14 protein-coding genes are annotated in these 24,543 nt (G+C 46.9%); 9 read left to right on the plus strand and 5 right to left on the minus strand.

The window, feature by feature from the left end; genetic code table 11:
- Window positions 1-669 precede the first annotated feature (669 nt).
- Window positions 670-6,300: a two-partner secretion domain-containing protein gene (locus tag dnm_RS29235; protein ID WP_207680388.1), complete on the plus strand. Its 5,631-nt coding sequence runs from the start codon at window positions 670-672 to the stop codon at window positions 6,298-6,300.
- 416 nt (window positions 6,301-6,716) lie between these two features.
- Window positions 6,717-9,209, plus strand: a complete 2,493-nt coding sequence (locus dnm_RS29240) for a tandem-95 repeat protein (RefSeq protein WP_207680389.1) — start codon at window positions 6,717-6,719, stop codon at window positions 9,207-9,209.
- A 613-nt stretch (window positions 9,210-9,822) separates the two neighbouring features.
- Here the strand turns inward: dnm_RS29240 and dnm_RS29245 are convergent.
- Window positions 9,823-10,098, minus strand: a complete 276-nt coding sequence (locus dnm_RS29245) for an AbrB/MazE/SpoVT family DNA-binding domain-containing protein (RefSeq protein ID WP_207680390.1) — start codon at window positions 10,096-10,098, stop codon at window positions 9,823-9,825.
- 795 nt (window positions 10,099-10,893) lie between these two features.
- Between dnm_RS29245 and dnm_RS29250 the strand changes: the two genes are divergently transcribed.
- The gene (locus dnm_RS29250; RefSeq protein ID WP_207680391.1) at window positions 10,894-12,732 is read left to right on the plus strand and encodes a PAS domain-containing sensor histidine kinase; all 1,839 of its coding nucleotides are present in this window, start codon (window positions 10,894-10,896) and stop codon (window positions 12,730-12,732) included.
- A gap of 548 nt (window positions 12,733-13,280) precedes the next feature.
- Here dnm_RS29250 and dnm_RS29255 read toward each other — a convergent pair.
- The 4 genes from dnm_RS29255 to dnm_RS29270 form a co-directional block, all read right to left on the minus strand.
- A complete protein-coding gene (locus tag dnm_RS29255; RefSeq protein ID WP_207680392.1) occupies window positions 13,281-13,994 on the minus strand; it encodes an REP-associated tyrosine transposase in 714 nt (237 codons plus the stop codon).
- A gap of 698 nt (window positions 13,995-14,692) precedes the next feature.
- Window positions 14,693-16,786, minus strand: coding sequence for a fibronectin type III domain-containing protein (locus tag dnm_RS29260; RefSeq protein WP_207680393.1), 2,094 nt, complete (start codon window positions 16,784-16,786; stop codon window positions 14,693-14,695).
- Entirely contained in the window at window positions 16,773-17,042 is a 270-nt protein-coding gene (locus tag dnm_RS29265; RefSeq protein ID WP_207680394.1) for a type II toxin-antitoxin system RelE/ParE family toxin, read from the minus strand. Before dnm_RS29265 ends, dnm_RS29260 begins: the two co-directional genes overlap by 14 nt.
- Window positions 17,035-17,250: a hypothetical protein gene (locus dnm_RS29270; protein WP_207680395.1), complete on the minus strand. Its 216-nt coding sequence runs from the start codon at window positions 17,248-17,250 to the stop codon at window positions 17,035-17,037. The genes dnm_RS29265 and dnm_RS29270 overlap by 8 nt, the downstream gene beginning before the upstream one ends.
- Before the next feature lie 813 nt (window positions 17,251-18,063).
- On the opposite strand from dnm_RS29270, the gene dnm_RS29275 reads away from it, so the two are divergent.
- From dnm_RS29275 to nuoE, 6 genes are all read left to right on the plus strand, one after another.
- The gene (locus tag dnm_RS29275; RefSeq protein ID WP_207680396.1) at window positions 18,064-18,636 is read left to right on the plus strand and encodes a response regulator; all 573 of its coding nucleotides are present in this window, start codon (window positions 18,064-18,066) and stop codon (window positions 18,634-18,636) included.
- Between the two features lie 12 nt (window positions 18,637-18,648).
- A complete protein-coding gene (locus dnm_RS29280; RefSeq protein ID WP_207680397.1) occupies window positions 18,649-19,527 on the plus strand; it encodes a methylenetetrahydrofolate reductase in 879 nt (292 codons plus the stop codon).
- A 65-nt stretch (window positions 19,528-19,592) separates the two neighbouring features.
- Complete coding sequence (locus dnm_RS29285; protein WP_207680398.1) at window positions 19,593-21,782, plus strand: molybdopterin-dependent oxidoreductase; 2,190 nt, start codon at window positions 19,593-19,595, stop codon at window positions 21,780-21,782.
- 5 nt (window positions 21,783-21,787) lie between these two features.
- Window positions 21,788-22,882: an AAA family ATPase gene (locus dnm_RS29290; protein WP_207680399.1), complete on the plus strand. Its 1,095-nt coding sequence runs from the start codon at window positions 21,788-21,790 to the stop codon at window positions 22,880-22,882.
- Complete coding sequence (locus tag dnm_RS29295; RefSeq protein WP_207680400.1) at window positions 22,873-23,709, plus strand: hypothetical protein; 837 nt, start codon at window positions 22,873-22,875, stop codon at window positions 23,707-23,709. Before dnm_RS29290 ends, dnm_RS29295 begins: the two co-directional genes overlap by 10 nt.
- Before the next feature lie 219 nt (window positions 23,710-23,928).
- Window positions 23,929-24,411, plus strand: a complete 483-nt coding sequence (gene nuoE / locus dnm_RS29300; protein ID WP_207680401.1) for an NADH-quinone oxidoreductase subunit NuoE — start codon at window positions 23,929-23,931, stop codon at window positions 24,409-24,411.
- The last annotated feature ends 132 nt before the right edge of the window (window positions 24,412-24,543 follow it).

Genomic DNA, 24,543 nt, shown 5'->3' on the forward strand with positions numbered 1-24,543 from the left:
AGGTGTTAAGTGTTAGGAAAAACTATAAAATTTCATCATTTGTTGTGACCGGCAGCTCATGGGAGTTTATAAGCACCTGAGCTGAAGTTTTTTATACTCGATGTTCAAGTTTTTCTATGTCATTCCTGCGAAAGCAGGAATGACAGGCTTTTTGGTCGAACAGGGTCAAAAAACTTGAACATCGAGTTATACCTGTTTTTTATGTGAAATGCGAAAAAACCCGATTTTTTCCATCACGGGTGGCGGCTCATTCCGGGGAAAAACCCGGGTTTCTTTTCCAGGCAAATATCAGAAAACTTATGGTCTGGTGCTTATTTTTGTCTGCTTTACTTTTTTTCTGATTATAACGGATTTTGGGGAGGCTCCGGCCGTGAATATGACAGCGGATAAAAAGGATGAAACGGATATGACTTTTCAGATCGGCTTCCCGCGGCACCGGATTACGGGCTGCCTGCCGGGATAAGGGATAGGGCTTTCCGGATCGGAAACACCCTTCGGGGAACCGCTGTCATATCGGCCGGTACTATCCGTTTCATCCCCTGAATCCGTTGTCATATTGCCGGCCTCCCCTAACTCCGTTATAATCAGCTTTTTTTGATTATAACGGAGTTAGGGGATGCAGGCAATGCCCCGTAGGGGCAGCATATTTGTAGCTTTTGAAAGGAAAAAATGATGAAGACCGTCTCACAATATTTTTTTGTTCTTTTTATGCTGATTGTCATCGCTGTTCCGGTTCATGCGGACGGGACTCACCCGCGGGGCATTAAACTGGACGGAACCCTCGGAAATGCGGGAAAGCTGAGTCTCCCGGGGCCGGATTATGAGATTAAGGCCGAATTCGGCAGGCAGGCCGGGGCAAATCTGTTCCACAGCTTTCAGCAGTTCAATATCCATACGGATGAGCGTGCGACCTTTTCCGGTCCGGATTCGGTGCAAAACATCATCTCCCGTGTCACCGGGGGAAATGTTTCGTGGATTGACGGCCGGCTCGGTTCGGCCATCCCCGGAGCGGATCTGTACATGCTGAATCCCGCGGGGGTGATGTTCGGGGCAAATGCCTCGCTGGATTTAAGCGGGTCGTTTCATGTCAGCACTGCGGATTATCTGCGCCTGGGCCAAAATGAACGCTTTTACGCAAATCCGCTGGAAAGCGATGTGCTTTCCACGGCCGCTCCGAGCGCTTTCGGATTTCTGGATGACAGTGTCGGGAAGATCACATTTGAAGGCGGGGAGATTGCGCCCCGTGATGATGAAAATGACACCGGTCTTCTCGGTGTTCCCGAAGGTGAAACCGTGTCCGTCATCGGCGGGGACATTGAAATAAAAGGCATATTTTACCGGAGACAGGCGATTGATGACGAAGGCAATCCGGAATTTGTAAAAGCCGTTGATGAAAACGGGGAACCGGTGTCTGATGATGAGGGCAATCCTGTTTTGGCAACTGATGAGGACGGCAATCCCATTCCTGAGATGGAAACCGTGAATCTGAGAGATATCAAAGCCCCGGGCGGACGGATCAACATGGCGGCTGTTGCCTCCGAGGGGGAAGTCATACCGAGCGAATTTGATCTGCATGTCACTTCTTCGGAAAAGGGAGATATAACGCTTTCCGAAAAAGCCGCTCTGGATGTCAGCGGAACCGGAGGCGGAAGCGTATTTATCCGGGGCGGTCAGTTTGTTGCTGATAACAGCGGCATTCGGTCTGAAACCACGGGGGACAGGGACGGTCGAGTGATTGATATTCAGACAGATGCGTTATCTCTGGGACATGGTGCCCGGATTTCTGCGGAAACCTCTGGTACGGGAAAAGGAAGTGACATACGGCTTAAAGTATCGGAAGATGCCGTCTTTTCCGGTTATTATGATCGCATGAACTCCATTAAGACGGTAACTCGGGGACAGGAAGAAGGTGCGGGAGATTCAGGCAGCATTTTCATTGAAGCGAAAAATATTGATTCGGAAAATACCACGATTTCAACGCGCACATCCGGCAAAGGCGGCGGAGGGGATATCTCCCTCAAAGCATCTGAATCTGTCAATTTGACAATGAATCCTAAAAATGCCACAAATGATCTCGGGTGTGGCCCGTTTTACGGGGTTGATGTTCTGGGCACTTACGGAGAGAACTCCGGAAGAGCGGGAAATCTTTCTGTTGACTCAAAAGTCATTTCTCTCCGACGAGGCACGGTTATTGCCAGCAAAGCCAAAGGCGATGGTGATCCGGGAGATATAAGGCTTAAAGGAACCGAATCGGTTCATTCTGATTTTGCGTGGATTAATTCTGTGAATGGCGGAAATATTTCTGTTGAAGCCAAAAATATCGAAATTGCAAAAGGCTCGGTTGTTCAGGCAGGAACAGACGGGAATGCCGACGGGGGCAACATCATTCTTAATGCCGAGGAAACAGTTGCATTCCGTGGTCACACAGATGAGCTTAATGGGTCGGAACCGAGCAAGATCAGGGTGATCACCCAAAGTTCCCAGGAAGATGCGGGAGATTCGGGAAGTCTTCGGATACAAGCCAAAAGCATTTTATTCGAAGATGAAGCATCTGTCTCGGCAGGTACGAAAGGCGTGGGAAACGGCGGCGATATTATGCTGGATGCGGATACCATTTCATTTAGCATTTATGCCCGTATCTTATCGGAAACACAGGGACGGGGAAATGCGGGAGATATTACCCTGAATGCTGATAGAGTTTCATTTACAAAGGGAGCGCATATTTTATCCGAGACAGAGGGGAAGGGAAATGGTGGAAATATTACCCTGAATGCCAGCGAATCTGTCAATTTTTCAGATTATTATCACCTTAGCGGAACTTATGGCACCAGCAGCGGAATCGGACTGAGGAGCAAAAGCCACGGAAAATCGGGTACCCTTGTGATCGGAGCAAAAGACATTTCATTCCAAGATGGCGCATATATATCCGGAGAAAGTTATGACAAAGGCAAAGGGGGCGATGTGATTCTTAAAGCTTCTGAAACCGTTAACTTTTCAGGTCATACTTTAGTCAAACATATATGCCCCGATGCACGGGGATACGGCAGCACCGGAATCGGTATGCGGACGGAACACGGCGGGGACAAGGGAGACGGAGATTCTGGCAGTCTTTTCATTGAAGCAAAAAATATCCGGTTTGATGAAACCGCCAATATAACATCGGCCACATACGGAAGCGGCAAAGGCGCTGATGTGAACCTGAAAGCAGATGAATCGGTCATCTTTTCCGGGAAAAGCAGCGATGATTTCGGGTCCAGCGGGATATCACTGATAACCCGAAGTACGGACGAGAATTCCGGAACTGGCGGCTCTCTTTATGTCGAAGCCGCTGATATTATATTTCAGGAAGGAAGTTTTATTGCTGCCAACACTCATGGAAAGGGGAAAGGAGGCGATGTCACGTTAAACGCTGATGCGTCTGTCACATTTTCCGGTGACAGCGGTCAGAGATGGGATAATAGTGAGCATCTGATCAATTCTGTGGAAAATAATAAACAATGGCAGACATCCGGGAATCCCGAATGGGAGGACAATTATTCCTATTTTATTTGTGGTACCCTTTCAAACAGTTATAGCCCGGATTCCATTATAATAACCATGTATGATCTGATATTGCCCAGTGGTATTTATGCGGAAACATTTTATCAGGGAGAAGACGCGGGGGATGCCGGAACAGTTCAGATTGAGGCGGATAATATCTATTTTAAAGATGGTGCGTTCATTCAATCCGAGACAAGGGGGAAAGGAAACGCCGGCAATGTAATCCTCCGCGCACGAGAATCCCTCTGTTTTACCGGGGAGGCGAGTGATCCCGGGCTTTCCAGCAATGTTTACGCTGAAGTGGATGCGAGAAGCAATGGCGGCAACGGAGGAGATGTCTTACTGGAAGCGGAGGATATCCTGTTAGATGACGGTGCCAAGATTGTCACAAGTGCATTCGGGCCAGGAAATGGCGGCAACGTTGCAATTAATGCCCGCGAAACATTGACCCTCACAGGCGCTGACAGTAAAGGCTGGAGCAGCTCAATCGCCTCATCTTCCAACCCCAAAGAAACCGGAACACCTGCCGGACACGGAGGAAATGTATTCATAGAAGCCGGAGAGATGTTTCTCGAAAACGGCGGACAGATCGCCAGCAGTTCCATCGCCCCTCAGGGAAAAACAAGTGGTCAGGCCGGGGAAGTCAGTATTCAGGTCGCGGGGACGACCCGACTCTCCGGCGTCAATCCTCACGGTGAAAACGAGGACGGATTCGGATCCGGCATTTACGCACGAACCAGAGGTGTGGGCGATAATTCGGGCAATGCTGGAAAAATCACCCTGGAAACCGGTTCTCTTATTATTAAAAACGGGTCAGTCATTGAAAGCGGCACAAACTGCGATGCAGATGGCGGGAATATTGAAATCCGGGCGCAGGATTCGGTTCATATTTCCGGTGATGCATCCGGCATACAACTGAAAGAAAGAGCAGAGAGTCAGTCAGAATATTTGACAGGATTTTCAACTGAGAATTACAACCGGTCTGTCAGCGGTGTTTATTCAGAATCCGAAGGAGCAGATGAAAATGCGGGAAGAGGCGGTAAAATTGACCTCACGGCACAGAACTTGACGCTTTCCGAGAGAGGGAAAATATCCACCTCAGGTGCGGGCGGCGGAAAAGCCGGAAACATCACCTTGAACGTCAGCCATCTGAGGCTTGGCACAGATGCATCAGTCTCTTCTGAAAGTCTGACTGCCAATGTGTATAATTTTGCAGATATTTCGGAACGGGATAAAATGGCCCTGATACCGGGCGATCTGATAAATGTTGCGGACAGGGGTGACGGAAGATCAGAGAAATATATCTTTACAGAAAGCGGGTTGATGAGAATCCAGTCTGTTTATGAAGCTTCTGATATCGAGGAATTGAATGGACTCTCAGACAAATACGCCATAGCTGAAGGTGATGTGATTGAGGTCGAGGACACGGGCGATGGCAAACCCGGACGCTTTGCCTATTCATCCGATAAATGGAGCGAACTCGGCAATAGCAATGCGCTTATCGTCTCCATAGCTGATGATGGTCAGTGTGCGGGGGAGGTAATTTGCGTACCTTCACAGCGTCTAGTCGTATTAAATCACATTACCGTGGCGGGCACTGCGGAACTGAATGAACTTTCCGAACAGGGGCCTTTTATTACGGACGGTTTCATGGCTAATGTCACAGATACCGGCAATGGATCAGAAGCCCGTTTTGTTTTTTACAAAAACGAGTGGATAAACGCTGAGAATGCGCTTAATATTGCTGATCAAAACACATTGTTTCATCTTCAGGCAGGCACCGTGGCAAACGTGGCAAACGCCGGGGACGGAAGGCCGACGAGTTTTTTTTATTCGGGAAAAGAATGGATTACGTTGAACGACACCCGGGCGGTTTCGAATATGACAGAGCGGGACAGTCTTTCTTCTCAGACTGGCGATGTGGTAAAAGTATCTGACATGGGAAACGGCGAGTCGGAAACGTTTCTGTATGCAGAGGGAGCGTGGATAAAACTCCTTAAAGGGGACGCGGGAACCGTTGCCATCAATGCCGACACCCTGCGAATGGAAAATGGCAGTTCTGTCAGCACATCAGCCAACGGATACGGTAATGCGGGAAATATCACGCTCACAGCCGGAACGCTTGAGATGGGCACACAGTCACAGATTTCCTCAGCCAGCAATGCAGTGAATCTGGGCGGCGATGCAGGTGAAATAAAGGTCAGTGCCGACAATATCAGACTGACAGGCAATGCATCTCTCACGACAGAGGCAAAAGGAGCAGGCGGCGGGAAAATAAATGTGAATGCCGCAAACAAAATTTATCTGCTGAACGGTAAGATCACCAGTAGCGTGAGACTGGGCAAGGGAGAGGGCGGGGATGTCACAACCGACTCCAAACTCGTTATTCTGAATCACAGCCCTGTGGAAGCCAATGCTCAGGACGGAGACGGCGGAGCTGTTTTTATCCGTACTGACAATTACATCAAATCCTCGGACAGCAAAGTCACGGCCACATCAGAGCGGGGCAAGCACGGAACTGTGAGAATCGAAGCCCCGGACATTGATATTACCAGTGGGCTGACGATATTACCCGCTGATTATCTTGACGCGTCGCAATGGATGAAAGCCCCCTGCTCCGGCCGTTCCGGTGCGGATGTGAGCCGTTTTGTGATAAGGGGACGGGACGGCGCTGCTGCCGCTCCCGGCGATCTTCAGGCAGGTTCTCCGGTGTGGTCTGACGAGCCGGATTCGGATGATTGTCCGCCCGGGAAAAAATAGCTACCTGAGCAAAAGTTTTTCATACATCTTTTTTTCTGAGTGGCAAAGAAACCCGGGTTTTTCCTCCGCGGATGGCGGGTCATTCCGGAAAAAAAGCCAGGTTTCTTTCCCGGATAACTATCCTGATTATAACGGATTTTGGGGAGGCCGATCCGCACCCTGAGCTTGCAGAAGGGCGGTTTCCATTTACCCGTCCCGGACCTGTCCGAGGAGACCTTCCGGAAAATCCGAAACATACGTCTTTTTTCCGTGTATGCCGCAGTTTTCCCGGGGCATCCCTTAAATCCGTTATAATCAGAATATTTTTATAACATTATGATCAGAAGTCAATATTTTTTTCAGAGGTCAGCCTGACATAAGGCGCTGAGAAGGCTTACTCTTTCATTCCTATAATTTTCTGTGTCAGTAAGGTGATAATGATGAGAAAATACATAACCCTGATGGCGGGATTTGTCTGTCTGACCATCAGCGGAGGCATTCTGACAAAAGCCTTTGCTGTTCCTGTACTGACCGATTTGCCCATTCAGATGACAATAAACGAGGATGAAAAAATATCGAACAACTTTTACATACAAGGAGATAACAGCCCTTATTCGTCCATAATTACGGAGAATGCTTCACCAGAATTATTAAAAAATGATAATATTCTGATTAAAAGCTCAGGTGTGATAAATACAAAAGGAGAAAAATGGTTAATTGAAATTGTTCCGGAACCCGACAAAAATGGAACAACCAACATTACCATAAGATTCTCCGATGCCAGCGGCGACGTCACGGATCATACCATACAAATAAACGTATTGCCGGCAAATGATCCTCCTGCGGCAAGGAGAGGAAATTTGCAAGTCAGCGAAGACTCCTCAGAATCAGGTAAACTGGAAGCCAGTGACGCGGATAACCAAGCTGCGGAAGGAGATATCCTGATCTACAGCATTACAAAAGGGCCTTCCCATGGAAAGGTGACACTCAATGAAGACACCGGAGACTATGAATATTTTCCTGATGCAAATTTTAACGGACCAGATACTTTTACCTTTCAGGTCACGGACAATAAGCTTGCCAGCGACAGCGCGGCTGTTTCAATCACTGTCTCCCCGGTCAATGATTTTCCCTCCGCACACAATGGCGATCTGACGACCAATGAAGATATCTCAGTATCAGGCCGTCTCATTGCCGGCGATGTGGACAGCGATACACTGACTTATCATATCCCTTTCCCACCGGAAAATGGGAGTGTGACGGATTTAAATAAATACACCGGAGATTTTTTATACACGCCCGATCCTGATTTTAACGGAACAGACACCTTTGCCTTCCGAGTCAATGACGAGGAATCGGATTCCAACACCGCCATAATGACAGTAACTGTGATGCCGGTCAATGATCCGCCCACGTTTACCAAGGGAGAGAATCCTGTGGGAGACAGAAAGGCCGGAGAAAACACAATCCAGGCATGGGCTGCTGACATGCGTACCGGTCCCGGGAACGAATCTGATCAGACATTGCTGGGATTCAATGTCACAACAGAGAACGAAGATATATTTGAATCCCCGCCTGAAATTGATTTGGACGGAACCCTCAGATTTACGCTTGCATCCGTATCTGCACCAGAGGACCCGCCCTTGGTGAAAGTGACAGCCACGCTGACTGACAATGGCGGTATCGACAATGGCGGAGAAAATACCAGTCCCCCGCAGACCTTCGTCATTATTATTTCTGACGGTCCTAAGGACAATATTCCCCCGGATACTCCAGCGGGCATCTTCCCGGCAGAAGGTTCTGTGTTGCCGAAAGGTAAGGTCTTTTTCAGCGCAGGTGAGTTTTCAGACCCTGAAGGTGATACGCATATCCGCACCCATTGGTTTATAAGACAGGCCAGGGGAATAAAATGTCCTGATGACGACGCGTCATTTGACTTTACAGCGGAGGCAACAGCGCTGACTCAATATACTGCTTCCGACCTTGAACCGGGTCTGGAATATGTCTGGAAGGTGGGGTATGAGGATTCAGGAAGCAAAAAAATTGCATGGTCTCCGTACTATATGTTCAGGTTAGGTGATTCCGAGCAAAACACTGAGGTTCGCACCGAGCCAGGAACCAAAGAGGAGCAGTTTGTAATGCTGTCTTTTGTCCAGTGGCCCGATGAACCGGGGTCCCAAAGCGTATTCGGTGATATGATAACAGGAGACTATTACACCGAAAATTTCACTATCGCCACTTATGATCCTCGAAACGGAGATGGCGAGTATGTGGAATACGGAAGCGATGATTTTAAAGTTGAGCCTGGAAGAGCATACTGGTTTATTGCCCGGCACGGGTTTCATATCAGAATGGACGGCATTCCTCTGGATACGGATTATGATAAAGAGGTGCGGCTGTTTTATAATTCTGACACCGGAAATGGCTGGAACATGATCGCGTGTCCCAACAATGCGGATTATGAGTGGAGTGATGTGGAAGTCGTAATATATGACGAGGCTTGCAATATTACCGATGCCCGCGGCAATATGATTGATAAAAGTGAAATCAGAACCATCTCCCAACTAGAAGATGACAATCCCTATATTCACAAAGGGTTGTGGAGATGGGAACACGGTATTTATTGCTCGGACACTCAGCAAATGAGAAGATATGAGGGATACTGGGTGAAAGCCAGGCGGGAAAATGTTTTTCTAAGATTTCCTGCACAGTCTCAGTCAAAACCGGAAACTGAAAATTCAATTCTCAGTTCTCAATTCTCAATTCTCAATTCTCCTAAGCAGGCCATGGCCTACTCCGGCGATTATCCCCCGGGTCCGATTGGGATTTTTAGCGAAAGTCCGGATGAAAACGCTTCCTCATCAGAAATAGGGAGCGGTGGCAACGGCGGAGGCTGCTTTATTACCACAGCAGCCTCTGAATCGCCGTGACACAAAATTTTATATGAAAGTGTTAAGTGTCAGGTGTTAGGTGTTAGGAGAAACTGCAAAATTTTCATCATTCGTTGTGACCGGCAGGTCATGGCCGTTTATAAGAAATGCTCATGAAAAAACCGGGTTTTTCACCCCCGGTCATGAAAATATGTGGTGAGAACAGACAAAAAACCCGGGTTTTCCAAATGTATTTTCATGGTAAAAGGATTCCATTCAACCGGGAACCCGTAATTCCCTTTTTACACACAATTCATGCAGACTCACAACTCATGCGGATGCAGCAAATGAGAACTGAATCTGTTGGGCAATGCTCCGCTTTTGTTCACTTTGCATGGTTGACCGCCTATCGGGGATTTCTGTATAAATCATCGTGGTCAAGAAAACGTAAGAGAAGGATCGAAGCAGACCAATTCGGGTTCCCTGAAAGCAGGAATTCTTCCGGCTCAAAAGATATTCGGTATTTGCGATCAATGCGAACAGACCATGCCTTCGGATCATTCACAATTCGCTCAAGGTTCAAACCGGGATGAAGCGGGTTTTTTTCAAGGAAAGATAGCGTTTTGGCAATTTTTTCCGCATCGTCACATCTGACTGAAATTTATTAATATCCTTAACAAATTTTTTGCTTGGTATCAGCTTCGGCATTCTGCATATCCCCGATCAGCCATTCCGGCAGTTCTCCTGTTCCGCTTTTCCTGGCTTCTTCAAGTTTGGTCAGTCCCTTCTCGTTAAGTCGGATATTACGTTGAACAGCAACGGGTTCAAGCACAATGACCTTCCCGTCCTCGACAGACAGTTCAAGGTATGATTCCTGATCCAGTCTGAGTTCCCTCCTGAGCGAAACCGGGAGTGTTATACTTCCGTATTTATCTATGGAAATGAGCATTATTCTCTCCTCTGTACATCGTTTTACTCGATAATCAAGTTTTTTGATCCAATCCTGCGCCGGACAGCCTGTCATTCCTGCGAAAGCAGGAATCCGTTTTTGACCGATGCGCCAATTCCGGAAACAGTGGATTCGTGCTTTCGCAGGAATGACAGAAAAAAACTTAAACATCGGGTAATAATAATATTGATTTGATCCAATGTCAATATGCGTCTTTAATTTTTTATCGGCGCATAATTCAGAATAATTGGAACCGGTCCTTTTATGCGGTCAGGCTCCGTCATCTTCTGACTTGCAATGACTTCATATAGACTTTAAGAAAAAGATTGTCCGGAGCGACAGGCATTTTCCCAAAAAACTACGGAGGGAAATGTCCTGCAAAGACAGGGGAGTCAAAATCCTGCTTATCTGAAAAAAGAGTTGCGAATGAAACGAATCGCATATATAATATTAAAATATAAAGGGATAAGAGAAGGTTTATCAGCAGATTGAAAATTAAAAAAAATAGCTGATTATAACGGATTTAGGGGATGCTGATAAAATCCCGCAGGGGCTACAAACCTGCTGCTACAAATATGCAGCCCTTAGAAATTTCCCAAAAAATAATCTGCCCGAAATGTAGGGTGTAGGGTGGGTGGAGCGAAGCGGAACCCACCTTGTGCGGTGGGTTCCGCTTCGCTCCACCCACCCTACATTTCTGCTGCTACAAATATGCCGCCTTTACAGGGCTTGATCAGCCCTCCCCTGAATTCGTTATAATCAGAAAAATAGTTGTTAATATAAAGAGGAGTTATAATGAATAACGACACTCAGAGGCTGACCTCCATTCTTGAGGCCATGGAAGATGGAATTTATATTGTCAGCCAGGATTATCAGGTTGAATTCATGAACAAAGCCATGATCAAAGTCTTCGGAGAAGGCACGGGAAAGAAATGTTATCAGGTAATAACAGGCCATGATGAAATATGTCCCCGGTGCAGAGCAAAAGAAGTGTTTGAAGAAGGAAAAACACTCCATTATGAGTTGAAGATTCCAGGCACAGACAAGGTCTATGAACTGACCCAGCTGCCGTTAAGAAACACTGACGGAACAACATCAAAGCTGACAATATATCGTGATATCACTCATGAAAAGAAACAGGAGGAGAAACTTAAAGCCACAGAAGAAGATTACAAGCGATTATTTGATCTGGTGGCCTGCGGTGTGTTCATCAGCACCAAAGAGGGAAAATTTCTGGATGTGAATCAGGCGCTTCTGGATATGCTGGGTTACGATAACAAAGAAGAATTTCTCAGAATTGATATTACCAAGGATCTGTATGTGAGACCTGAGGAGCGTCAGAAATTCAGGGAAATGATTGAACAGGAAGGCCATGTGATTGATTACGAAGTTGAATTCAAACGCAGGGACGGAAGTATCATTCCGGTCCTGCTTACAGGGCATGTCCGTTATGACCATCAGGGCAATGTACTCGGATACGAGGGGATCAATCTGGATCAGTCCCAGCGAAAGCAGATGGAAAAAGAACTCAAAGAAGCGCATGATTTTCTTGATAATCTTGTTAAAAGTTCTCCCAACGCCATCATGGCAACAGATATGAAGGGAAATATTATTCTCTGGAACCAGGCGGCCGAAGAAACCCTCGGATACATGGCAAAGGATGTGATCAGAAATATCCATATCACAGAAATTTATCCGGAGGGCATGGCCCGAAAAGTGATGAAAATGATGCGGAGTTCCGAGTACGGCGGTCTGGGCAAATTAAGGTCTTATCCTATCGTGTTTCTGAGAAAAGATGGCAAAAGCGTCGAAGGCAATCTTTCCGCAAATATTATTTACGATGCAAAGGGAAATCAGATTGCTTCCGTAGGCATGTTTGTTGATCTTGAGGAACGGCTGGAGATGGAGCGAAGGCTGAGACAGACCCAGGAACAGTTATTGCACTCTGAAAAACTCGCGGCCATGGGACGACTGATCTCTCAGATTGCCCATGAACTGAACAATCCGCTTTATGGCATTATGAACACCTTGGAATTGATGAAAACCGAAATTTCTCCTGAGAACAAGCGGAGAAAGCTTCTGGACATGTCGCTTTCCGAGACCATGAGACTGGCTGAAATGCTGCGAAAAATGCTCTCTTTTTCCAAGCCTGACCAGGAAGAACGCCAGCCAACGGATATCAATACCACCATAGATGAGATTCTGCTTCTGCATCATAAACAATTGCAGGAAAACAGCATCAAAGTTTTTTCTTCGTTTGATGAAAATCCGGGGCAGGTTTACGCGTCAAAAAGCCAGTTGCGGCAAGTTTTTCTTAATATGATCTCAAATGCCAAAGATGCCATGCCTGAAGGCGGAGTGCTGACTGTGGAAACGGAATCTGACGAAAATTATTTTCAAATTAAAATTTCCGACACGGGCAGAGGCATAAAAAAAAAGAATCTTGCCAAGGTGTTTGAAGCGTTTTTTACCACCAAAAAGGACAGCGTGAAAGGCGTGGGACTTGGTTTGTCAGTTTGTTACGGATTCATAAAAGATCACGGCGGCGATATTAAGGTTGAAAGCAAAGTTGGATACGGAACAACCTTTACCATTGTTCTTCCTGTGTATAAAACAACGACAGAGGGCATATAAACACGATTCTTTTTTCATAAAAGAGAGAGTAATGTTTATCAGTCCGGAGTGCAAAAATTTTATTTTTGCAGGCAGCGAATCCGGAGTGCAAAAATTTTATTTTTGCAGGCAGCGAATCCGGAGTGCAAAAATTTTATTTTTGCAGGCAGCGAATCCGGAGTGCAAAAATTTTATTTTTGCAGGCAGCGAATCCGGAGTGCAAAAATTTTATTTTTGCACGCAGCGAATCCGGAGTGCAAAAATTTTATTTTTGCACGCAGCGAATCCGGAGTGCAAAAATTTTATTTTTGCACGCAGCGAATCCGGAGTGCAAAAATTTTATTTTTGCAGAGGCAGAAATGCAAAAATGCAATTTTTGCACTCCGGAAATTTACGCAGAAGTGCAAAAATGCAATTTTTGCACTCCGGAGATTTACGCAGAAATGCAAAAATGCAATTTTTGCACTCCGGAGATTTACGCAGAAATGCAAAAATGCAATTTTTGCACGCCGGAGATTTACGCAGAAATGCAAAAATGCAATTTTTGCACGCCGGAAGGGTTTGTACGCTTAAAAGTCATCTTCCATTGCCTCGTGCAAAACAAGGGATTTATAATCAGGATATTCCCGAAATTGTCTTACCAGAGCTTCCCTGCCATGTTCCGTGTAAAGTTTATGAAAACCGGAAAAAGGATAATCATGAAGGCTCCTCACATAACCGTGCCTGACCGGATTAAACAGCAGATAATTGGCACGGGTCATATGTTCCTTCTCATTTCTCGGACAGTAATCCCAGTAATTCCACCATACAGGCTTTTCACAGCATGTTGCTTTGTGAATTTCCTTGGCCGAAAGAATATGAACATTTCGCATAATTGCTGACAAATCTTTTCCTTTCCGGCTTCTTCCTATGAGATGGTAATGATTGTCCAGGATGACCCAGTGATGCAGTTCCCAGCCATGTTTGTCAAAATACCCCTGAAAAAGTTCGAAAAGTCCGAGTTTCAGACTTGGACTGTTCAGCAGCGGACGTTTCCGGTAAATTGCACCTGTGATAAAGTAAGAAGTGTCATCAATAAACAGATGCGCCGGCGTATGAATATAACGCTTCAGCATTTTTTCCTCCGCAGTGTAAAAAACAGTATCCGGAGTGCAAAAATTGTATTTTTGCAGGCATCGGGTCCGGAGTGCAAAAATTACATTTTTGCAAGCGGCGAATCCGGAGTGCAAAAATTTTATTTTTGCAAGCGGCGAATCCGGAGTGCAAAAATTGCATTTTTGCAAGCGGCGAATCCGGAGTGCAAAAATGCAATTTTTGCAAGCAGCGAATCCGGAGTGCAAAAATGCAATTTTTGCAAGCAGCGAATCCGGAGTGCAAAAATGCAATTTTTGCAAGTAGCGAATCCGGAGTGCAAAAATGCAATTTTTGCAAGTAGCGAATCCGGAGTGCAAAAATGCAATTTTTGCACTCCGGAGATTTACGCGGAAATGCAAAAATGCAATTTTTGCACTCCGGAGATTTACGCGGAAATGCAAAAATGCAATTTTTGCACTCCGGAGATTTATGCGGAAATGCAAAAATGCAATTTTTGCACTCCGGAAATTTACGCGGAAATGCAAAAATGCAATTTTTGCACTCCGGAAATTTACGCGGAAATGCAAAAATGCAATTTTTGCACTCCGGAAATTTACGCGGAAATGCAAAAATGCAATTTTTGCACTCCGGAGATTTACGCGGAAATGCAAAAATGCAATTTTTGCACTCCGGAGATTTATGCAAAAATGCAAAAATGCAATTTTTGCACTCCGGAGATTTATGCAAAAATGCAAAAATGCAATTTTTGCACTCCGGAGATTTATGCGGAAATGCAAAAATGCAATTTTTGCACTCCGGAAATTTATGCAAAAATGCAAAAATGCAATTTTTGCACTCCGGAGATTTATGCAAAAATGCAAAAATGCAATTTTTGCACTCCTTTTTTTTATTTCGAGATTTCTTGCAAAATCCAAATCAGCTCTTCGGGGCCGGTTTTTCCGTCGCCGTTCATGTCCGATTCGGGACAGATTTCTCCTGTGTCTGTTCCTGAAAGCGTCCGTATCACCTGCACCGCATCTTTTATGTCAATGACTCCGCTGGCATCTGTGTCACCCGGGAGACAGCCTTCCACGGTGATTCTGATTTCCGAATCAGCGGACCCGTCGCCAATCTCGTCGGTGTCCCGGGTGATGTCGCTCACACCGTCGCCGTCGGTGTCATAAGACACGGTTCCGCCGAATGAGATCATTTCTCCGGTCTCTGTTCCGGGTCTCACCCTGAGATCAAAGGATATCTCCGCAGTCTCTCCGGATCCGATGTCTCCGATCCACTCCGTCTGACTCAGTTCGCTGTCATACACAGGCGCGGAAGCCTTTCCGAGGTTTCTGAAAACAGAACGGATCACCGCACCGGCAGTGTCCTCGGCATAGTCGGTGCTTTCAGGAAGGGGAAGCGCAAACCTCACGCCTTCGGCATCCCGGTCCCCGGTGTTGGAGATGCTGACTGTGTAAGGCAGAACCCCGCCCGGAGCCACGGTGTTTCCGGTATCGGCTGCAATCTGTGCGGATGCCCGGAGTTCCGGCCCTGTGGTCACGGTCAGGACAAAGTCTGTCTCCGTGGATATGCTTCCGTCGTCCACGGACACGGTGACATTTGCCGCTCCGGACATGCCTGTGACCGGCGTGAGAATGACGGTGCGACTCTCGCCTGATCCGCCGAATCTGATGTTTTCCGCAGGCAGGAGATCGGGACTGTCCGAGGCTGCCGAGAATCTCAGGGCCGATAATGCTGTGTCCTGATCACTCACAGTGAATTCCGCTGTCACGGGAACCTCGTCATCCGTGCCGAGATCGGAAATGCGGGAGATGACAGCTGCTTCTGCCATGTCCAGAATCTCGACGGAGAGCTGCTTTGTGTAAGCCAGTCCTGTGCTGTCCGTGGTGCGGACAAGAACGCTCCTGGAGGCTCCTCCGGCTTCGTAATCAAAGGCCGCTTTTGTTCTCAGCGTGTCGCCCTCAAGGGTGAAAGAGGCATTGTCCGTGTCTCCCTCGCCGGAGACCAGCTCGTAAGTGTGCGAGTCATCGCCGTCATCGTCCTTGGCAACGAGTGTTCCCACGTCGGTTCCCGCAGGCGAGTCCTCCCTCACGCCGTCATAATTCCGCAGTTGAAGATCAGACGGGGCCTCGGGCACATCCGTGACCCTGATGTCAAAATGACAGGTCTTCAGGTTGCTGTGTGCGTCATGGGTCTGTATCCAGATGCGGCAGGATTTTTTCTTCTCAAAATCAAAGGGCTTTCTCGTGATCAGCTGGTTTCCCTGAATGGAAAAGGAGGGGTTACATCCGAGTATCCCCCCGGGAGCGAACAGCGCATAGGTGTGAGTATCTCCGCCGGCCGTGGCATCTTCGGCGGACAGGTTTCCGATGAGCGTTCCCGCTGCCTGGTTCTCGGGCACGGTGATGGTTCCGCCGCAGTCCGCGTCAGTACCCCCATTAAGCGAGATACTGCTGGGAAGCGGATCATATGGCGGACAGGCCGCTGTTATTATTTTGGCTATTACGGCAGGTTCTGAGTCGCCGTCTGCGTTATGTGCAAGGACCCGATACGAATACTGCCAACTGCATCTCAGGGTACTGTCTGTGAAACTCGTGACATCTGCCCCGGTCATGGTGACCCGCACCCACGGCGACATGTTGTCCGTGCGCTCTATGATGAAGCCAGTCTCGCTGCCGCTGTTGTCCGTCCAACTGAGCCTGATCCGGGTGGCGGAAATTACCGTGGCTGTCAGACCGGTCGGGGACGCAAGTGTTCCCCCGGGAGGCGGTGTCCCGCCGCTCCATGTGGTGACAACATTGTATGCGGGTGCTGTAGTTTTCTTAAAATGAATCCACCCCACGTTCTCCGCCCACGCGTAGCCGTCAAAAGAGCCGTCTGCGCCGATGGTTACGCCGCCATGGCTCGGGTCGAATTTGATCCAGCCGACATTGGTATCTGTCATGCTCACTGGGGCCAGGGCGATCTTGCAGTCAATAGACCTCATCGTGCTTCCCGATATCAATCAGCAAAGCATGATCATCTCCGACAAACTCAAATACAACTCTGCGATCATCATCCACAGTGAAAGCCCATAATCCTGTCAGCCTGCCATACAACTTATGGGTTCTCAGTCCGGGAAAAAAGGGATCCGACGAAAACTGCTCCAGTTTCTGCCAAAATTTTTTCTTCAGCCGCTGATTGTCCGCCACACGTTTTTTGTAACTTTTTTTGAAGCCTTTGTCCCATGAAATCTCAATCATCTTCAAGATCCTCGTACAAATCCCGGATGGTCCCGGTTTTCACTCTCCCTTTGTCAAAATTTGCCTTTGCCTCCGCGGCCCTGCGGGCAACCCTTTCCCTTCCGAGTTCGGCAAGCTGTTTTATCATCACATTCGCGACATACTCCTTGTCGTCCCAGGAAAGAAGATGAAATTCCTCGATTATTCTGTCGATGGCCGAAAAAGACATTGTGATCCTCCTTTCTTCATGTCTGCCGGAATGTCCTTTAAAAAATTAAGTTGATGATGATCCGGAGTGCAGAAATTCTATTTTTGCGAGCGTCCAAAAAATTACATGTCTTATTTCCATGTAAAGGACAAAAAAATGAGCGACAAAGAAACCCAGCTTTTTTATGAGCGTTTATTATAATAATCTGAACAGAATGATTTGTAAAGACTCAGTTTGAAAAAATCAATTCTTTTTGAATTCAGAATGTTATTTGTCAGCAAATCTGTTTTGGGAAAAAGGAGAATGCCTTTTCCCCGAAGACCGGCCCGGCCGGGGATGTTCCTTTTGACACTGCCGCAGTTTGAACGTATTCTGACAACAGAAAATGATAAAAAGGAGTGCGAAAATAAAATTTTCGCACTTCTTTTTATCATTAACTGATTCTTCATGAGCGAACTGGCCCTTCTTATAGTGGACAGACCTGCTGACGTTAATTTTATAGTTTTTTCTGTTTTTACAGATTTTTTTAATCTGCCGTAAACAGCAACAAGTGACCAGAAACAATGACACACATAATTCAAGATAGTTATTTAAATCCATTTAAAAGTTTATGGGTTCTGATGATTTCAAATCAGCGATTTATTATTTTTTCTTGACAAACTAAAAATTCTATAATAACTATAATAACTAAATTAAAAAAATCGAAACAACATTTTTTTAAAATATTTTTTTTAAAATATTTAATGATAGTTATGATGGGATTTCAAAAAATCCGCTTGACAAACAGAAAAAACTATAATAACTGAAATAAATACAAACAAGGAGGGCTGCGTAATGGACGATACACTGACCGTTTTTAAAGCAAGCAAGCATTGCAATGTTTCTTCCAAGACCATTATCAATTGGATAGATGCCGGTCATATCAAGGCGTATAAGACCGTGGGCGGGCATCGTCGGATAAAAAAGGCGGACCTTGAAGAGTTTATGAAAAGACAAGGTATCCCGATTCCCGAGGAGGAGGAGACCGAAACAAAAAAAAGAATCCTTGTGGTGGACGATGATCCCATCATTGTTGAAACCATTGTCCAGGCCCTGGAAGAGGATGAGTTTGATTATGAGGTCATTTCCGCTTCTGACGGGTTCGAGGCCGGGTTGCAGGTCAATCATTTCATGCCACATCTTCTGATACTGGATATCATGATGCCTGATATCAAAGGATACGAAGTATGTAAGACAATAAAGTCCAATGAGGATACCAAGGATACAAAAATCATCGTGCTGTCCGCATATCTGGATGAAGAAAAGTTTAAGCAAATGAAGGAACACGGCGCGGATGTCTGTTTTTCCAAACCCCTGCCTTTGCCCCAGCTCAAAGAAGAAGTTGCCCGCTTGCTGGGGCTGCGATGAAAGGAGGCCCGCATGAATTTAAAAGACGCCTTGAAAAAAAAGAGATTTGTCGTTACTTCCGAAGTCCAGGCCCCCCTGGGAGATGATGACCCTGAAGAACTGGTTGAGAGTCTCAAACGGGTGCGGGGCCGTGTGGACGGTGTTTCAGTGTCAGAGGTGGAAATGGAGGGAATTGTGGGTGATTCCATTAAAACCTGTGAAATACTGAAGCAAAACCGCTTCAACCCCATATATCAGACCACGCTCCGGGAAAAGAATCGCATACAACTGCAAAAAGACCTTGTACTTGCCCATGAGTCCGGAGTGGAGAATCTTCTCGTTTTTACAGAGGATTACCGTATTACCGGGGACAGCCTCCAGGAGATGATGTTTTTCCATGTTGATTCAGGAAAACTCGCGTCGGTGCTGGCATACATACGCGAAGGTTCCACTGTTGACGGAAAAGAACTGGCCTCCAGGGCTGAATTCATACTGGGGTCCGGTGTGGAGTCCGCATGGGGAAAGAATGTTCCGGAACTGGAGATGAAAGAAATGGAAACCATGACAGATATCGGCGCGGGATATTTTCTCACCACGCCGGTGTTTGATCTGGATCGTTTTGAAAAATTCATTAAACAGGCTGGCACGTTTAATGTCCCGGTGATCGCGGAAGTATTGATTCTGAGAACTGCCGGCATGGGCCGGTTCCTCAACCGCCATTTAAAATCAGGACTGGTTCCGGATTGGACTATTCAAAAACTGGCAAGAGCAAAGGATAAGCAAAGGGCCAGCATAGAGCTTTTTACCGATACCGTAACCGGTCTGAGAGACCTCTGCCAGGGGGTTCACATCATCACCATCGGCGGAGAAGACAAGCTGGGAAATTATCTTGACGCTGCAAAACTGAGATAAAAACTAAGACGTGAAACCCGGTTATTCGGTTCTCATTTTCCGGGTTCAGGAAAAAGGAGCCAGTTTTGGAAACCATCGCACTCATCATTGACAATAAGAAGATCAGTTGCCCCCCCGGAACCAGCATTCTGGAGGCTGCCCAACAGAACGGTATAAAAATTCCCACCCTGTGCTACCATCCTGACCTCAAGCCGTTCGGCGCGTGCCGTCTTTGTCTGGTGGAGGATGAAAACACAGGCCGTCTTATGGCCTCCTGTGTCACGCCGGTCGCCCCCAATATGAGCATCCGAACCGATTCTCCTGATATAAAACGACACCGCCGGAATATCGTCCGCCTGATGATGGCCGAACATCCTGAATCCTGCATTGTCTGCAACAAAGGGAACCGGTGTCAGTTGCGCGCCATCGCTGCCCAGTTGGGGATCGGGGAAACCAAGCTTTATTCCATGCCGAATTACAAACCACTGGAGCAGGCAAATGAGTTCATTGTCAGAGACCTGAGCAAATGTATCCTGTGCGGCAAATGTATCCGGGCAGATCATGAACTGGTGGTTGTGGGCGCAATTGATTATAATCACAGGGGGTTCATATCCCGTCCTGCCACGGTCCATGAGCAGCCTTTGGAAAAATCAAACTGCATCTTCTGCGGCACATGTGTGTCTCTGTGTCCCACGGGCGCGCTGTCTCCGAAAACTGAGTATTATGTGGGAACTCCTGAAAGAGAATCCCGCTCCGTGTGCGGATTCTGCGGTGTGGGCTGTTCCGTGACCATGGGCGTTGTCGGTGATCAGATCGCAGAAGTCAGCCCCTCACATGTGCGAACCAGCGTAAACGGTTCAACCCTCTGCGTCCGGGGCCATTTCCCCCATGAGTTTCTCAAGGCTGAACGACTGACCCAGCCTCTGCTCCGTAAAGATGGAGAACCGGCTCCTGCTTCATGGGAGGAGTCGCTGGAGATCGTGTCCACCCGTATCCTCGATATCAGAAAGCAATACGGGCCGCAGAGCGTGGCATTTATCGGGTCTTCAGAATGTAACAATGAGGAAGCCTATCTTTTCCAAAAAATCGCCCGGGTCCTTGTGGAAACGAATAACGTGGATAATCCGAGGGCCGCATACACTCAGGCTGTGTTACGCAGGATTGATGAGAAAACAAACGGAAGGTGCCGGAAAAATCCGCTTGCCCGGCTTGAAAACGGAGACGCTGTTTTTATCCTGAATGCTGATCCCGGGGAAATGAACACCGTAGCGAGTTTTTATCTTAAAAGAGGTTCCAGGAAAGGCGTTTCCCTGGTGATGGCGAATCCGGTACGAACAGAACTCACGGCTTTTTCATCCGCTTTTCTCGAAATAAGGCCCCAAAGCGAATTTGAACTCATCAAAGGCATTGGGGCTTTGTTATATGAGGAACAGGCAACGGAGAACGGATGTGCTTCGCCGGAAATGCAACAGCGCAGCCTGTTTTCCGACACGGATTTGGATAAAGTTTGCCAGGCAGCCGGTGTGAACATGGACTCTCTGAAACAGGCGGCAAATGTTCTCCGGGGGAAAAAAGTCAGTGTTGTCACCGGGGATGAGATCATGCTGGCTGAAAACGGGGCGGAAACCGTGAATGCCCTTCTTGAACTCATGGCGATGACCCAAAGCCTCGGAAAAGAAGACACAGGGTTCTATGTGCTTGCCAAAGCGTGCAATGAGACAGGGGCTTATGACATGGGGCTTCTGCCGGACGCGCTCCCGGGCCGTCAGCTTCTCAGCGATGATTCCGCACGAAAGCACTGGGAGGATACTTGGAAAGTCAGGCTTTCACCGGATCAGGGACTCAGCGCGGTTCGTATGATCGAGGAAGCGGAAAAGGGCAATCTCAAGGCATTGTATATCCTGAGAGAAAATCCCTTTGAGATTCTCCCTGACCCGGACAGGGTTCGCAAGGCCCTTGAGAACTTGGATTTTATGGTGGTTCAGGATATCTTTCCGGGAGAACTCACTGAAATGGCAGATGTGGTTTTGCCGGGTGCGGCTTTTTTTGAGAAAGGCGGCTCATTTACCAATATGGAAGGAAGGATTCAAGTTTTCGAGCCTGTGGTATCCCCGCCGGGAGAAGCACGGCAGGATTGGGAAATTCTCGGTCATCTTACTGCAAAATTGGGACATTCGGAACCTTACGATTCTGTTGAAAAAATAAAACAGGAAATCGCCCGGGTGATTCCCATGTATTCGGAAGACGGGCGCACTTACGGAGACTGGATAAGGTAAATCAGATGAAAGTGGAATCCGTTTCTATTCAAAAATTCAAGTTATTTGAAAATCTTGATGTGTCGTTCAAAAATAAAACGATTGAGGAGGTCACCAATCGTTTTGTGATACTTGGTGATAACGGCACAGGAAAGACGACTTTGCTTCAGGCAGTTGCTCTGCCGTTAGCATTGGCAACCCGGTCTGTTCAGAGCGTATTTGACTTTGACTGGATAGGTTTCTTGGCAGGCCGCTTTTGGAAATGGGGCGCTCCTCGAATTGAATTGCAAATATCATTTGAAGACGAGGAACTTGAAGCCACACGAAAAATCGCCCGAATCTGGTATGACTCGCAATCAAATGAATTTCGGGCAGATCACTCCTATGTTGAGCCAGGTGACAGCCATTCTGTGAAATTGATCTTAGATGGTGACTACTGGAAAGCTGGAGAAAAACCTGAAGAACGGATGCAGTTTCAGGGGCGTTATTATGCCCGGAGCCTGCTGAGGACAAATCCTTCTGTTCGTTCAAGCTTTTCAAAACTCCCGGGCATATTCTGGTTTGATCAGTTTCGCAACCTGGGATCAGGTTTATATGCGGAAAAAAGAGGGGAAAGATCGAAAGAGCAAAGCGGAGATATTTCTTTTGAATTCGGAGCGGGGCGGCTGCGCCAGTATCTCATTGATTGGAAACGCAGGCAGGAGTCAGGAACATCGGATTATTTAATGGCACTGGAGAATTATTACAAAAAAATTTTCCCAGGACGGTCATTTTCAGGGGTGGAGGAGATGCCCAGTTTGGATTCCCCTGTGGAACAAGAATCTTATTTTGTACTCAATGACGGACATCACACTTACGATATTGCGGAAATGTCAGCCGGAGAACAGTCTGTATTTCCAATTTTGTATGAGTTTGTCCGACAGCAGATTGCCTACTCAGTTGTACTGATTGACGAGATTGACCTGAATCTCCATCCTCCTGCGGCGCAGTTTTTGGTGAGCCAGCTTCCCAAGATAGGGCATAACTGCCAGTTTATCTTTACAACTCACTCTGATGCTGTGAATGATGTGATTGGGGAACCTGAAACTTATCGTTTAACCGGAGGATCGTTGTGCCTGTAAATATTTTATTTTGCGAAGGAGGAAAAAACAGTCCTGACATAAGGGTTCTTCGAGCTTTGCTTCCTGCAACTTGCAGAATAAAGGGCGCAGGCAGCAAATATGCTTTTGACCGAAGGATTCTTTTTCTCAAACAGGAAAGTCCGATACCTTCAGCAGCGATTGCCGGTATCAGAGACCGGGATTTTGATGATGATGAGACACCTCCGAGGAGCTTTCCCCGTGTGTGGGAGATGACCGACAATACAAAGAAAGTGAATATCGGCTGGTCATGGGAAAGAAAAGAAATTGAAAATTATCTGACTGATCCTGAAGTTGTCCGACATGCGCTAGGACTCAAATCACCGCCGCCTGATAAATATCGGAAAGCCTTGCAAACTTCGGCACAGATGATCACAGACTATACAGCAGCCAGAGTATCGCTTTCTCTTTACCGGGTTCAGCCGATGTCACTTAAAAATAATTGGGGTGAAAAGCGATGGAAAATGCCGTTTCCCGATCAGTTCGGAGAAAATGATTGTCGGTCGGAGATCGGAAATATCATAGATGAATATAAACAAGTCCGGATTGTGAAAAAAGCTGACGTATTGAAAACATTTGATACCTTGCTTCCGGCTTGTCGTCCCGGAGGGGTCAGATTTAAGCATTATATGACATTTTTCGCCGGTAAAGATTTGCTTTGCGGAATGCACAGAGCGTTAGATCACTTTAATCTTGGTTCTCCTTCTGATTTCCGCGAAAGAGTCATTGTAGGGATAGAGAGATCAGCAGAAGACGTATGGACTTGGTTGCCCGAATGGCAGCGGCTTCGAGAACTTATTTTAAAATAAACGCTCATAAAAAAGCCGGGTTTTTTGCCCCCGGTTATGAAAATGTTTTCAGATAAAAAACCCGGCTTTTCAAAATGTATTTTCACGGTAAAGAAAAGCTGTGTATGGGATAAAAAAAATGAGCGGCAAAGAAACCCGGCTTTTTTTGGCGGGGGAAACCGTATTATTCAGAGGAAAAAGCCGGGTTTCTTTTGTCCTGGACACTTAAAGGAAATGAATATGAAGCCAAAAGAAACAGACTGGAACCAGCTCTTTTCCATTATCGAGAAACACAAACATGAAAAATGGGGACTTATTCCGCTGTTGCAGGACATTCAGGAAAGTTTCGGTTATATTCCCCCGGATTCCATTGAGCCTGTGGCACAGGCGCTCAATATGTTTCCCAGCCAGGTTCAGGGCGTTATCACTTTTTACGCGGGATTTACGCTAAAGCCCAGGGGCAAATATGTAATCCGCTGCTGCCGGGGAACCGCATGTCATGTAAAGGGAAGCCGAAGCATTTTAAGGCTCATGAAAAAGGAACTGGGACTTGAAGAAGGGGAGACCAGCGAAGATTATCAGTTCACGCTGGAAACGGTGGCCTGTCTGGGTGCGTGCTTCCTTGCCCCCACCATGATGGTGAACCGAGATTATTTTGGCAAACTTTCTCCGACAAAAGTAAACAGCGTGCTGTCCCAGTACAAGAAAAGTGAGAAGTGTTAGGTGTCAGGTGTTAAGTGTTAAGTGTTAAATTTTTCAATTCCTGATTCTCAATAGCGGCCATTACCTGCCGGTCACAACGAAGAATAAAAGTTTCACAGTTTTTCCTAACACCTAACACCTGACACCTAACAC

This window comes from Desulfonema magnum, assembly GCF_017377395.1.
In the GTDB taxonomy this organism is placed as follows: domain Bacteria; phylum Desulfobacterota; class Desulfobacteria; order Desulfobacterales; family 4be13; genus Desulfonema_C; species Desulfonema_C magnum.

Bases quoted from the DNA above. Each gene is read 5' to 3' on its own strand.
- dnm_RS29235 (WP_207680388.1), top strand. From the start codon at position 670: ATGATGAAGACCGTCTCACAATATTTTTTTGTTCTTTTTATGCTGATT.
- dnm_RS29240 (WP_207680389.1), top strand. From the start codon at position 6,717: ATGATGAGAAAATACATAACCCTGATGGCGGGATTTGTCTGTCTGACC.
- dnm_RS29245 (WP_207680390.1), bottom strand. From the start codon at position 10,098: ATGCTCATTTCCATAGATAAATACGGAAGTATAACACTCCCGGTTTCG.
- dnm_RS29250 (WP_207680391.1), top strand. From the start codon at position 10,894: ATGAATAACGACACTCAGAGGCTGACCTCCATTCTTGAGGCCATGGAA.
- dnm_RS29260 (WP_207680393.1), bottom strand. From the start codon at position 16,786: ATGAGGTCTATTGACTGCAAGATCGCCCTGGCCCCAGTGAGCATGACA.
- dnm_RS29265 (WP_207680394.1), bottom strand. From the start codon at position 17,042: ATGATTGAGATTTCATGGGACAAAGGCTTCAAAAAAAGTTACAAAAAA.
- dnm_RS29270 (WP_207680395.1), bottom strand. From the start codon at position 17,250: ATGTCTTTTTCGGCCATCGACAGAATAATCGAGGAATTTCATCTTCTT.
- dnm_RS29275 (WP_207680396.1), top strand. From the start codon at position 18,064: ATGGACGATACACTGACCGTTTTTAAAGCAAGCAAGCATTGCAATGTT.
- dnm_RS29280 (WP_207680397.1), top strand. From the start codon at position 18,649: ATGAATTTAAAAGACGCCTTGAAAAAAAAGAGATTTGTCGTTACTTCC.
- dnm_RS29290 (WP_207680399.1), top strand. From the start codon at position 21,788: ATGAAAGTGGAATCCGTTTCTATTCAAAAATTCAAGTTATTTGAAAAT.
- nuoE (WP_207680401.1), top strand. From the start codon at position 23,929: ATGAAGCCAAAAGAAACAGACTGGAACCAGCTCTTTTCCATTATCGAG.